At 61.3% G+C, this 12,594-nt stretch carries 11 protein-coding genes, 1 pseudogene and 1 riboswitch; of the genes and pseudogenes, 2 read left to right on the top strand and 10 right to left on the bottom strand.

Annotated elements, in window-relative coordinates; genetic code table 11:
• Positions 1-101: 101 nt before the first annotated feature.
• From B7X90_RS06725 to B7X90_RS06705, 5 genes and pseudogenes are all read right to left on the bottom strand, one after another.
• Positions 102-302 carry a hypothetical protein gene (locus B7X90_RS06725; protein WP_292622893.1) on the bottom strand — a complete coding sequence of 67 codons (201 nt, stop codon included), beginning with the start codon at positions 300-302 and terminating at the stop codon, positions 102-104.
• Positions 277-579 (bottom strand): hypothetical protein, encoded by a 303-nt coding sequence (locus tag B7X90_RS06720; RefSeq protein ID WP_292622891.1) that lies wholly within the window; start codon positions 577-579, stop codon positions 277-279. Before B7X90_RS06720 ends, B7X90_RS06725 begins: the two co-directional genes overlap by 26 nt.
• On the bottom strand, positions 580-837 hold the full coding sequence (locus tag B7X90_RS06715; protein WP_292622889.1) for a hypothetical protein: 258 nt from the start codon (positions 835-837) through the stop codon (positions 580-582). It lies immediately after the preceding gene.
• Positions 838-1,261: 424 nt separating this feature from the next.
• Complete coding sequence (locus tag B7X90_RS06710; protein WP_292622888.1) at positions 1,262-1,942, bottom strand: hypothetical protein; 681 nt, start codon at positions 1,940-1,942, stop codon at positions 1,262-1,264.
• Positions 1,943-1,944: 2 nt separating this feature from the next.
• Positions 1,945-2,784: pseudogene (locus tag B7X90_RS06705) on the bottom strand (DUF4747 family protein).
• Positions 2,785-3,306: 522 nt separating this feature from the next.
• On the opposite strand from B7X90_RS06705, the gene B7X90_RS06700 reads away from it, so the two are divergent.
• On the top strand, positions 3,307-3,825 hold the full coding sequence (locus B7X90_RS06700) for a hypothetical protein (protein WP_292622886.1): 519 nt from the start codon (positions 3,307-3,309) through the stop codon (positions 3,823-3,825).
• Positions 3,826-3,884: 59 nt separating this feature from the next.
• Here B7X90_RS06700 and uvrA read toward each other — a convergent pair whose 3' ends face one another.
• Positions 3,885-6,863 (bottom strand): excinuclease ABC subunit UvrA, encoded by a 2,979-nt coding sequence (gene uvrA, locus B7X90_RS06695; RefSeq protein ID WP_292622884.1) that lies wholly within the window; start codon positions 6,861-6,863, stop codon positions 3,885-3,887.
• Between the two features lie 266 nt (positions 6,864-7,129).
• Between uvrA and B7X90_RS06690 the strand changes: the two genes are divergently transcribed.
• Entirely contained in the window at positions 7,130-7,321 is a 192-nt protein-coding gene (locus B7X90_RS06690; protein ID WP_292622883.1) for a hypothetical protein, read from the top strand.
• A gap of 117 nt (positions 7,322-7,438) precedes the next feature.
• Here B7X90_RS06690 and B7X90_RS06685 read toward each other — a convergent pair whose 3' ends face one another.
• The 4 genes from B7X90_RS06685 to B7X90_RS06670 all read right to left on the bottom strand — a co-directional run bounded on the left by B7X90_RS06685 (position 7,439) and on the right by B7X90_RS06670 (position 12,404).
• Positions 7,439-8,170 carry an ABC transporter ATP-binding protein gene (locus tag B7X90_RS06685; protein WP_292622881.1) on the bottom strand — a complete coding sequence of 244 codons (732 nt, stop codon included), beginning with the start codon at positions 8,168-8,170 and terminating at the stop codon, positions 7,439-7,441.
• 144 nt (positions 8,171-8,314) lie between these two features.
• Positions 8,315-9,301: an iron ABC transporter permease gene (locus B7X90_RS06680; RefSeq protein WP_292622879.1), complete on the bottom strand. Its 987-nt coding sequence runs from the start codon at positions 9,299-9,301 to the stop codon at positions 8,315-8,317.
• The gene (locus tag B7X90_RS06675) at positions 9,298-10,209 is read right to left on the bottom strand and encodes an ABC transporter substrate-binding protein (RefSeq protein WP_292622877.1); all 912 of its coding nucleotides are present in this window, start codon (positions 10,207-10,209) and stop codon (positions 9,298-9,300) included. The genes B7X90_RS06680 and B7X90_RS06675 overlap by 4 nt, the downstream gene beginning before the upstream one ends.
• Positions 10,210-10,382: 173 nt before the next feature.
• The gene (locus B7X90_RS06670; protein WP_292622875.1) at positions 10,383-12,404 is read right to left on the bottom strand and encodes a TonB-dependent receptor; all 2,022 of its coding nucleotides are present in this window, start codon (positions 12,402-12,404) and stop codon (positions 10,383-10,385) included.
• A riboswitch (cobalamin riboswitch) is annotated at positions 12,361-12,561 on the bottom strand. (Overlaps the previous gene by 44 nt.)
• Positions 12,562-12,594: the final 33 nt, after the last annotated feature.

Below are 12,594 nucleotides of genomic sequence, written 5' to 3'. Positions count from 1 at the left end.
CTTCCTTTGTCGCACACTGCCACAACGACAAAAGCCAAGCCCCGGATCAAGTCCGGGGCGACGTGAGTGTGAGTTGGTAGGGAGGGCGGCCACCCGCCCCCTCACCACTTGCCGCTAAGTTCCTCAATCGCCTTGAGCAGCGCGCGTTTGGATGGGGTGCGGCGCGTGCCGGTGTTGCGCGGGAGATCGGGCAGGCTGAGTTCGGCCCGGCGCGCTGCAAGGCGCGTGGCGAGGTCTGCCATATCGATGACCAGCCCGGCTTCAGGAATGCCCGGTTCAGAACTGGAGGTCGTCGACGCCATAATCGCCACAGGTCTCTTCACGAATACGGCGATCAAGATAGTCCATTTCTGCATCGGGGTGAAGACCGAAGAGAATGCAGGCCTGATCGAAACGGTCTGCTGCCGTGCCAGAGGCATATTGCCCCATGCGATCAGCGATCAGGTCTTCCACCGAAATCACGCGGAACAGCCCCTCACCGCCAATGGGACGGACCATGCGAATATGGGCAACATCGACATTACCGTCCATCGGCACATCAGCCACCACTTCAAAGCCGAGCTTGAGTTGCGGATGCACCTACCCCTTCAACAACGCCCCTGTACCAGAAGGCCGGATGAAACCTGCGCGCGCCATTTCTTCATCAAGAATGTCCTGACGCGGCGTGCAGATATCGAAATCACCAGTGCTGATGGCACTCAACGACCAGAACTCCGCCGCTGCACCGCCGACCAAGACAGGGCGGGAAAAGCCGCGTGTTTGCATGGCCTCGCTCACTTGGGCAAAAAGGCGCAAGGCTGCTGTGAATTCGGGGCGGTAGGTGGATGCACCGGTCATGTATGTAAGGTTAGCGGGTGGGTCGCGGGTTGGCGATAGAAGATGAGGGTACAGTCTGCGGGTTTGAGGCGGGTGCAATGGCGTGTGGCATCTGGCGGTCCTGTTGGAACAAAACAGGACCGCGTAACGCAGGATGGGGGATATAGGAAAATGGTTTCTGTTTCACGCAGAGCTTCCTTTGTCGCACACTGCCACAACGACAAAAGCCAAGCCCCGGATCAAGTCCGGGGCGACGTGAGTGTGAGTTGGTAGGGAGGGCGGCCACCCGCCCGCTGACCACTTGCCGCCACGATCCTCAATCGCCTTGAGCAGCGAGGGCTTGGACGGGGTGCGGCGGGAAAAGGGTTTTGGTAAGCTATCACTGTAGTTTAATTTCGGGTCACTGAGAATGGGAACGCTATGGACTTGTGCCAAATCCATGGCGTCACACTCTGTATAGACCCATTGCCTTTGCAATCCGAACCAATAATTTAAATCTCCAAGTTTTTACAATTCCGTTTTCTCCAAATGTATTGACAGTTGGCTGGTCATTCGCAGGCACTGGCCCCTTAGATGGCAAATTCGCAATACGCTGCGAAATACCTCCAAGACGATACAAAGCAACCGCCACTGACAACAGAAGGAATGTTGCGTACATAAACAGAGTGAAGCCCAATACGTCCCCAAATTTGTTAGCATAATTATAAATCGACAAAGCATCGTCTTTACCAATATTCATTTTAATAAATATAATATACAATCCACTACCTTTTGACAAATACGAATACAACAATGACAAACTCTGAAAGAAAACTACATGAAAAAACGTAGTATTAACAATAGTTAAAAGACTTATTCCCTTAATTCTATCGATACTGCTCGAAAGCGCACGATGAAGGGCACTCCCCATCAGGGAAAAAGTTATTGTGTAAGCGGCGATGCTAAACCCGAGAACGGTAGGTAAAGAATCTATTGCCAAATTTCGCCAATCTACGGCTATAAGGCCAATAACGTAAAGAACAGCAGAAAACACAGCACCATGTGTGAAAGGAGATTTTAGGATCTCCATCCATCCGCCGTAGTCTTTCCAATAATTTCTAAAAAGAAGATAAAGCGCTTTATACATTTCTAGCGCCTGAATGCCCGAGCCATTCGAGGAAAAATTGTCCCTGGCTCGACATTTTCGGGGTACATTTCTCTTTCGACTTTAGGAAATTTATCTGTTCTCACCTCCATATGCCCAGCAGCACCATACCCTCGAGCAACAGAGTGCCCATTACTTATGCTTGCACGAACAAGTGCATCCAAATCTTCATCTCGGGCAATGCCTGCCCCACGCTCGCTTTTATAGAGAACATTCATCGAGCGCGCATTTTTGTCCTCCAAATGACTTTCGGCTTACTCTTCAAAGTCCACACCCCAGACATCAGAATTTGGTCTTTCTATGTATAATTCTAATTCAGTTATTCTTGGAATACTGAAAATTTTATCGACACTGCCCTTTTCATTTATAACTCCAACCTTTACTTCACCAAATTTACTCTTTATTCTATTGTCTGTCACAATATTCTTCATATAATTCAAAGCAGAATTATGCGTCAATTTAAGCCCCTCAGCGTAGTGCTGAAACACAAATTCATGCCGTTCCGTATTAAACGTAAACCTGAATGTCTTTAAATTCGGATGCAGATACTCCGGGATTTTAATCTCTCCTACGTCATTCGAAGTGGCCTCTTCCATAGTTTCGGTGTTGAACCATTCTGAACCCATTTCAATTTTTAGAAATGTCGATAACACGCCGTCATAGAATTCTGGATTATCAGAATCCTGCTTTACGAGCGTGATTAGGCCAAATCGATCACCGTGGATTTTTGTAATTTTCTTCAAACCGAATATGGCCAGAATAAAATCATCATATATGCCATCTGGGTGAGGATGAATTTTGATATTCAATCCTGCCACTTCCATCTTATGCAGGCGCCCCATGATACCCCCAAAATAACACAAATGTCTTTTTCAAGCCTAGCGCAAGTCCACACCTTCGTACAAGAGTATGAATTAGCGTGACAGTTTAGCCCCCCAAATTCTGCCGGCAGCCCACCTTTCGGCGGGCTGCCGACAAGGATCGCGGCTGAAAAGGCACCCGTCCGCGACCCCGGTTCGTTACGTAACGCCCCTAGGGGTGTGGGTGGCGGACAGGCAAGCGCAAGGGGTTCGGGAATGGAGGCTGTTTTGGGGGAGACCCCGCGCAGGCGGGGACCTTGGGCCGTTTACGCTGGGGTTTCGGAATACGCCTGAGGCCTCCGCCTTCGCGGGGGAGCGGTTTGTTGGGGTGGTGGGTTTTTGTGGGGTTTCGGCCCCTCCACCACCGCTTTGCGGTGGCCCCCCTTCCCGTTCCGGGGAGGATTGGGGTAGCACTTACTTTGCGTATATTTTTATGTATAACTCTTCGCAAAGAGGTGATGAACATCGCGGGGAGTGGATGATTCTATGGCTACGCAGGCACATGGCGCAGATGGAGTGGCTTCATCCGGCGGGCTTTCCCCGATCAAGGGGCTGGTGGTGTTGGCCGTGGTGGTGGTGGTGGTGGCGGCGTTTATCGCGATCAGCTTGGCCGTGGGGCTGGCGACGTTTTCCGGCGGGTTCCTGTTCGTGTTCTACTACACCGGGGTGTGCCATGCCGCGCCGGACAAGTTCGTACCCGCAGCGCTGGGCGCGTTTGTGGGGTTGGCGCTGGCCTATGCGCTGGTGGCGCTGCCCGCAGCCTTTGGCGGGGCGGGTATGGCCGTGGCGCTGATCCTGCTGCTGGCGGCGGTCTATGCGCTGATCATGGGCTGGGCCGCGGTGGCGATCAACCATGCGGCCATGCTGTTCCTGACCGTGGCGGCCATCCCCGCGCTGCACCAGACCGCGACGATTGCCGAAATGGCGCTTTCTGCCGGGCTGGCGATGGTGCTGATCGGGGTGGTTCTGGGCGCAGTGCGGATGCGGGGCCTGACGACCGCATAGCTTGTTTTTGCCGCCACCACCCCCAACCCCCTCCTCTGAAGAGGAGGGGGCTTTTTGGGTTAGCGTTTCAGCAGGGAGGCTAGGTAGTGGCCGGTGAAGCTGCGGGGGTTTTTGGCGACTTGTTCCGGGGTGCCTTCCGCCACGATTTCGCCACCGCGCACGCCGCCTTCGGGGCCGAGGTCGATGATCCAGTCGGCGGTTTTGATGACATCGAGGTTGTGTTCGATCACGACCACGGAGTTGCCCTGTTCCACCAGACGGTGGAGGACTTCGAGCAACTTGCGGACGTCTTCGAAATGCAGGCCGGTGGTGGGTTCATCGAGGATGTAGAGCGTTTGGCCGGTGGAGCGGCGGGCCAGTTCCTTGGCGAGTTTGACGCGCTGCGCTTCGCCGCCCGATAGCGTGGTGGCCTGCTGGCCGACCTTGACATAGCCCAGCCCCACTTCGTTGAGCATGTGCATCCGGTCCCGGATCGGGGGGACGGCCTTGAAGAACTCTTCGGCGTCCTCGATCGTCATATCCAGCACATCGGCGATGGAGTGGCCCTTGAACTTTACTTCGAGCGTTTCGCGGTTGTAGCGTTTGCCTTCGCACTCTTCACACGTGACGTAAACGTCTGGCAGGAAGTGCATTTCGATCTTGATCAGGCCATCGCCCTGACACTTTTCACAGCGGCCGCCCTTCACGTTGAAGCTGAAGCGGCCGGGCTTGTAGCCGCGCGCGGCGGATTCGGGCAGGCCTGCGAACCAATCGCGGATCAGGGTGAAGCTGCCGGTGTAGGTGGCGGGGTTGGAGCGCGGGGTGCGGCCGATGGGGGACTGGTCAATCTCGATCACCTTGTCGCAGTTTTCGAGACCGGTGACGCGATCATGCGCGCCTGCGATCACGCGCGCGCCGTTGAGCGTGCGGGCGGCGACGGCGTGCAGCGTATCGATGGTGAAGCTGGACTTGCCCGAGCCGGAGACGCCGGTGACGCAAGTGAACGTACCGAGCGGCACCTTGGCGCTGACGTTCTGCAGGTTGTTTGCGCGCGCGCCCTCCACCCCGATGAACAGGCCGTTGCCCTTGCGGCGCTTCTTGGGAACCTCGATCCGGCGGGTGCCGGTGAGGTATTGGCCGGTGAGGCTGTTCGGGTTGTCAAGAATGTCCTGCAGCTTGCCCTGCGCGACAATTTCGCCGCCGTGGACGCCCGCGCCGGGACCGAGATCGACCACGTGATCGGCGGTGCGGATGGCGTCTTCATCGTGCTCCACCACGATCACGGTGTTGCCGAGATCGCGCAGGCGTTTCAGCGTGATGAGCAGCCGGTCATTGTCGCGCTGATGCAGGCCGATGGAGGGTTCATCGAGCACGTAGAGCACGCCCGAGAGGCCGCTGCCGATCTGGCTGGCGAGGCGGATGCGCTGGCTTTCGCCGCCGGACAGGGTGCCGGAGGTGCGATCGAGGTTCAGATAATCGAGGCCGACGTTGTTGAGGAAGCCGAGGCGCTCGTTGATTTCCTTGAGGATGGCCTTGGCGATCTGGCCTTGCTGGCTGGTGAGCTGCGCATCGAGATTGGCGAACCATTCGACCGCGGCAGAGACGGAGAAGTGGGTGACGGTGGAGATGTCCGTCCGGGCGACCTTGACGCTGAGCGCTTCGGGCTTGAGGCGCTTGCCCTCGCAGGTTTCGCAGGCCTGAGCGGTCTGGTACTTGGACAGCTCCTCGCGCATCCAGGCGCTTTCGGTCTGCAACATGCGGCGGTTGAGGTTACCGATGACGCCTTCGAAGGCTTTCTGGACGGTGTAGCTCTTCTTGCCGTCGATGAAGGTGAGCGGGACGGCCTTACCGGCGGTGCCGTAGAGGATGACGATCTTCACCTCGGGCGGGAGTTCTGCCCACGGGGTTTCGAGCTTGAACCCGAAATGGCCCGCGAGGCTGGCGAGGACCTGCATGTAATAGGGCGACGGGGGATTGCTCTTGGCCCACGGTACGACGGCGCCCTGTTTGAGGCTGAGGTTCTCGTTGGGGACGACGAGTTGCGGATCGAACAGCAGCTTTTCGCCAAGGCCATCGCAGGCGGGGCACGCGCCCTGGGGGGCGTTGAAGGAGAACAGGCGCGGTTCGATGGACTCGATGGTGAAGCCAGAGACGGGGCAGGCGAACTTTTCGCTGAAGACGATGCGGTTGGCGGGGAGGCCGGTCTTTTTCATGCCCTTTTTGGGCTTGCCAGAGGGGCCTTCGACAGGCTCAGGCTGAGCGGGATTGGGGGCGGCATCTCCAACACCCGCTCGTGCTGAGCTTGTCGAAGCACTTTCACCCAGCGCTTCGACCGTCGTGTCCGCCAGATCGATATAGGCCAGCCCGTCAGCCAGCTTCAGCGCCTGTTCGAAGCTGTCGGCAAGGCGCGTCTGGATACCGTCGCGCACGGCGATGCGGTCAACCACCACTTCGATGTCGTGCTTGAGCTTCTTGTCGAGCGCGGGGGCGTCTTCGATCGGCATCATTTCGCCGTTGATGCGAACGCGGGTGTAGCCGGCCTTCTGCCATTCGGCCAATTCGCGGCGGTACTCACCCTTGCGGCCGCGCACGGCGGGCGCGAGGAGATAGGCGCGGGTGCCTTCGGGCAGGGCCATCACGCGGTCTACCATCTGGCTCACGGTTTGCGCGCTGATCGGGAGGCCGGTGGCGGGGCTGTAGGGCGTGCCGACGCGCGCCCACAGCAGGCGCATGTAATCGTAGATCTCGGTAACGGTCGCCACGGTGGAGCGCGGGTTGCGGCTGGTGGTTTTCTGTTCGATGCTGATGGCGGGGCTGAGGCCGTCGATGTGTTCGACATCGGGCTTCTGCATCATTTCGAGGAACTGGCGCGCATAGGCCGACAGCGATTCGACGTAGCGGCGCTGCCCTTCGGCATAGATCGTGTCGAAAGCGAGGCTGGATTTGCCAGAACCGGACAGGCCGGTAATGACGATCAGGCTATCGCGCGGGAGATCGATATCGATCCCCTTGAGATTGTGTTCACGGGCGCCGCGGACGGAAATGGTATTGAGAGACATGCGCGGCGGTGTTCCATATTTGTTCGATTCAGGCAAGCCCCCTTGCCCAGTGTTAACCCATGTGGGAAGTGGCGTAGTGCGGTGCAATACGGGCTTTGGGGGGATTCGGATTTAGCCGGACAGACTGTGCGGTTTTTCTCAGGCGACGTGTGCCGCAGCGCACAATTTTGGCACAACAAAGGCGATTTCCTGTCGGAACCATACAATTGTATGTGTCGAAAGCTTGCTATAGGGGCTGTGTCACCAAGGAGTTGGACACCGCCACGATGGTTGCCGAATTGCCCGATCAGACTGGCCCTTCGCCGCAGAGCCTGTTCTGCCGCAGCAGCGGTGTGCGGGCAGCGCGGCCGGCAATCTCGGCCAATGTGCGCGAGCGGTTTGCCCGGTATTTCGCGGCGGATTTTGCAGCCGCGATCACCGAGCATTGCCATGAGGATGATGCCGCGGCGGTAGCCTGAATTCTTGAGTTCCCATTGAGGCTGTGGCCTTGGGCGGGTTTCTTTGAAGTTTCGTTAGAACCCTGAGGCCCCCGCCTGCGCGGGGGCGCGGTTGTTCTGTGTTGCGGGCGGGAGGATTTACAGGGCCAGCGCCATGTGGCCGGGTTCACCTAGCCAGCAGGATTCGAGGTTCCAGACTTTGGCTATCACGTCTTCGGACAACGCGGTTTCAGGCTTTCCCTGGGCGGCGACTCTGCCTTGATCGAGAACGATCACGTGATCGGCGTGGTTCATGGCCAACGCAAGATCGTGGACGACTAGGACAACACCCCGGCCCTCTTCCGCCAAGGCGCGGAAACGGTGGGCGAGGTTGCGTTGATGTGAAAGGTCGAGTGCGGCGAGCGGCTCGTCTGCCAATATCCAGTGCGGCTGGGTGGCAAGGACGCGGGCGAGCAATGCGCGCGCGCGTTCACCGCCGGACAGGGTGGCAAGCGGGCGATCGGCCAGCGGCGTAAGGTCCAGCGTGGCCAAGACTTGGCCAACCACCTGCGCGTTTTCAGCCGTGCTGGTGCGGTGCGGCAAGCGGCCAAGGCCTGCGAGGGTGCGGACCGAGAGGTTCCACGCGACTTCGCCCGATTGCGGCAGGTAACCGATGCGGCGGGCGCGGTCTTCGGGCAGGAGTTGCGCGACGGGTTGGCCTTGCAGCGTGACGGTGCCGCTGGTGGGGGTGATGAGGCCTGCAAGCGCGGCGAGCAGCGTGGATTTGCCCGCGCCATTGGGGCCGCAGATGGCAGTCACTCGGCCTGCCTGAAGTTGGGCGGTGACATCGTGCAGGCGATGGGGGATGGTGATGCCGAGTGATTCAAGCATTGGTCATGCGCCCCACGCACTTTAGCTGCTCCCGCGCGAAGGCGGGGGTCTCAGGCCTGCCACGCAACATTTGCTTAAACGGCCTGAGGCCCCCGCCTTCGCGGGGGTGCGCTGTTGTTTGGTGGATGGGTGTGGTGGTGGCCATCACGCCAGTTCCCGCCGCATTTTCAGCAGGAGGCGCAGGAAGAACGGCGCTCCCGCAAGGCTGAGCGCGATGCCGAGGCGCAGTTCTCCGCCCTTGAGCGGCATGACGCGGCACAGGCAATCGGCGATCAGCAGCAGGAGCGCTCCGGCCAAGGCGCTGGGGATCAGGGTGGCCGATGGGCGCTGGTCGGTGAAGGGGCGGATCAGGTGCGGGACCATCAGGCCGACGAAGCCGATCATGCCGGCGACGGCTACGCCCGAGCCTACGATCAGGCCGATGGCGGCGATCATCAGCCACAGGAGCCGCGTGGGGTCTACACCGAGTGAGCGGGCAGCGGCTTCTCCCAAGGCCAGCGCATCGAGCGCGGGGGCGGCGCGCCACAGCAGGACGAGACCCGCCAGCGTGAGCGGGGCGGCGAGGCGGACTTCGTGCCAACCGCGATCGGCCAGCGCGCCCATCAGCCACGTCACGATCTCTGACAAGGCGAAGGGATTGGGCGAGAGGCTGATGGCGAGGCTGGTGAGCGCGCCCGCAAGGCTGGCGATCATCATGCCGGCCAGCGTGAACAGGGCGATGCCCCCTGCCCGGCCCGCGATGAGCGCGAGAAGGCCCATGGCTCCGCCGCCGCCGATCAGGGCGAAAAGCGGGAGCGTGAAGGCCTGCACTTCATAGCCGGTGTAGAAGGACAGGACTGCGCCGAGTGCGGCGGCAGGCGCTATGCCGAACAGGCCGGGATCTGCCAGCGGGTTACGGAGGTAGCCTTGCATGGCCGCGCCTGCTGCGCCGAGGCCTGCACCAAGGATGAGTGCGAGGACTGCGCGGGGGAGGCGCAGTTCCATCAGGATGGCGGTGGCGTTGGGCACCGGGGGGCTGAACGGGCTGATCCAAACCTGCCCGGCGAGGAGCGAGAGCGGGATGGCAAGCGCGAGGGCGGCGAGGAGCGCCTTCGACAGGCTCAGGCTGAACGGGTTTTTGGGGTGGGTCATTTGGCGGTGACCGGGTGGGTTGTTTTGTGGGGATAGGCCCCTCCACCGCCTGCGGCGGTCCCCCTCCCCGTTCCGGGGAGGATTTGGTTGCGTATGATTGCCAGCCTGTCCGCTGCGGCGATCAAGGTGGGGCCGCCGCAGTACAGGAGTTTGGGGTTGAGGTGGGCGCGGCGGGTGGTTTTGAGGGCTTTCAGCGCGGGGTGGCTGAGGACGCGGTCGTCGCCTTTTCCGGTTTCGGCGGACTGCCCTGCGACGAGGATCAGTGCGGGCGGATCGGCGAGCATACGTTCCAGTGGGAGCAGGTCGGCTTGGCCGAGGCCGCGCGCGGCGGCGAAATTGGTGAAGCCGGTGCGGCGCAGGACATCGGCAATCAGCGTGCCATCGCCGGGGACCATGCCGCCCGATTGCCAGACCACCGCCGGGATTGGCTGGGTGCCGGGTCTTGGGGCGGCGGCGTTGAGTGCGGCATCTATGCGCGCGATCAGCGCCTCGCCGCGCTGAGGCTGATGGACGAGTGCGGCGATCTGGCGGATGTGGGCATGGTTTTCCTCGACCGTCATGGCCATGCCGAGGCGTCCGAGCCGCAGGCCGAGGCGGCTGTAGGCGCTGGCCGTGGCAGGATCGGTGAAAGTGCTGCCGAGAACCAGATCAGGTTTGAGCGCGAGGACTTCTTCCACTGTGCCGCGCGTGGCCGGGAAGCGGTTGGCCTCGCTCATGTCCATCGAGGAGGAGCGGGGGTCGTGGCTGTAGTGCGAGATCGCGAGGATTTGTGCGGGATCAGCCACTTCGGCGAGAATCGCGTCGGTGCAGGGGTTGAGGCTGACGATTGTCGGGTGGTGTTGAGCGGGCGATGGGGGGGTGGCGCTGCTTTGGGGGATGCAGCTGGCGGTGAGGAATGCTGACAGCATCACCACCCCCCGGCCCCCTCCTCTGAAGAGGAGGGGGGGAAGGGTTGCGGCCCATGTGCGCGTCCCCGCGCAGGCGGGGACCTCGGGCCGTTTACGCCTGCGTTCCGTAAACCTCCTGAGGCCCCCGCCTTCGCGGGGGAGCAGGGTTTTGGAACAGGGCGCTTTGGTGGCCATCAGTAGCGAGCGCGGATGCCGATGTAGGCGGCGCGGCCCAGCGTGCCGTAGGTGGCGACGGTCTGGTACGTCTGGTCAAACAGGTTCTCTACGCGGCCGTAGAGTTCGACCTGTTCGGTCACCGGGAAGCTGGCGCGCACGGTGGTGAGCGCGTAGCCATCGAGGCGGGTGGCGTTCGAGGCGTTGTCAAAGCTGTCTCCGACGAGGCGCAAGTCTGCACCGAGGGTGAGGCCAGCCAGCGGTGTTGTCCAGTCACTCGACAAGGTGAGCGCGTGGGTGGGGCGGCGTGGCAGGTCCTTGCCGAGGTTCGCGTTGCCTGCGGTGCGGTTTTCGGTTTCGAGGTAGGTGTAAGCGGCTTGCAGGTGCAGCGTATCGGTCGGGCGCGCGCCGAGTTCGGCTTCTACGCCTTGGGCGCGGGCGTTACCGACGTTGTCGTAGAGGCCGAAGGGGCGGTCTGCGCAGCGGTTCAGGCTGGCGCAGGAGACGAACACGATCAGGTTGCGGCTATCGCGGCGGAACAGCGTGACCGAGGCATGGAGCGGCGCGTTGCGGTTGCCCCATTCGAGGCCTGCGTCATAGCTCTTGCTGCGTTCGGGCAGGAGCGCAGCGTTGCCGTAGTCCGAGAGCAGGTTGTAGAGCGTGGGGGCGCGGAAGCCTTCGCCGTAGCTGGCGCGCAGGCGCAGGTTGTCGGTCAGTTCGAAGCTGCCGTTGGCACCGAAGGTCCATGCCGTGCCGAAGCGGCTGTGATCGTCCACACGGACGCCAGCGGCGAGGCTGGCGCGGTCATTGCTCCAACCGAGCATGGCGTGGCCGCTGGTGAGATTGGCCTTGGCTTCTTCGTCAAAGGTGCTGGAAAAGCGCGTCCATTCGCTGTCGGCACCAAAATCGAGCGTGAAATTGGCGGGCAGGTTCAGGCGGCCGGTGAGGTCGGCGCGTTCCGAACGGCCTTCGTAGCCATAGGACGGGGCGGTGCCGAAGGTGGGGTCGAAGTAATCGCGCTTGGTGTCGGACAGGGCGAAGCCGGTGTTGATCGTCAGCGCGTCAGAAACATAGCGCAGGCCGACACGGCCTGAGGCCTGGCGGGTATCCTGATATTCGGGCGTATCACCGAAGTCGAAGTAGGTCGGCGGGCCAAAGCCATCGATATCGGTGCGGCTATCGGCATAGCGGGCGGTGGCGACGAGGGCGAGCTGGTCGGTGAGGTTCAGGCGACCACGACCGCCGATGCGATACTGGCGGAAGCCATCGGGTTCGGTGCCCACGGCGGCGGCAGAGATGCCATCGGTGCGAGTGTAGCCGCCGTTTAGGGTGAACGCGGCGCGGTCTGATGCAAGGCCAGCGGCGGCGTCGGCGGTCCAGCTTTCGTTCGCTCCGTATTCGGCAGAGGCTTCAACGCCGTTCAGATCGCGCGACTGGATGGCGATTACGCCGCCGATGGCCGCGCTGCCCCAGACAACCGAGTTGGAACCGCGCAGCACGTCGATGCGCTCAACACCGCCGGGGGTGAGCGTGCCGAAATCGAAGCCTGCGGCGGGGGCCGAGACGTCTTCCATGCGCACGCCGTCGACCAGGACGAGGACTTGTTCAGCGTCCGCCCCGCGCAGGCGCACGCCGGTGAAGCTGCCGGGGCCGCCATTGCGGGTGAAAGTCAGGCCGGGAACACGCTCCAGCACGCGGGTAATGTCGGGGCCTTGGATCGACTGGATTTCATCAGCGGTGATAACGGTGACGGGCTGGCCGAGGCGACTGAGCGGGGTTTCGCTGCCTGTGGCGATGACGGTGATGACGTCAGAGGGGGCCTGGTCGGCACCTTGGGCAAGGGCGGGCACGGCAAATGCCAGAGCGGAAACGGAAAGCAGAAACTTCTTCACAAGACGGTACTCCGGCCACGAACGGTGCTGCCGTTCTTGGCGGGAGGAGCGCTGGGCCATGAAATTGGCGCGCCTCATCGCGTGCGCCCGGTTCACCCCGCCCGGTCGCGGAACGACAACCAGTGGCAGGTTTCCTGGCTCCCGGGTCATCGCGTGTTGCCCGCCTTCCCAGCGCCGGGATCAGATCCGGCACCAGTGGCTTCACTGGGCAACGCGCTATCCGGTTACAGTTGCGGGGGCAGCGCCGGATTTGAACCAGCTTCCCTCTTAGCCCGTTCGACGGGGCACCGTTGGCGTCTGCCGGCGGACTAGCGGGAACTTTGCTGCACTGCAAGGGAGA

It is taken from the genome of Novosphingobium sp. 17-62-19 (genome assembly GCF_002256775.1).
GTDB lineage: Bacteria > Pseudomonadota > Alphaproteobacteria > Sphingomonadales > Sphingomonadaceae > Novosphingobium.
The sequence above is the reverse complement of the archived record's forward strand: the minus strand, read 5'-3'. Positions and strand labels throughout refer to the sequence as shown.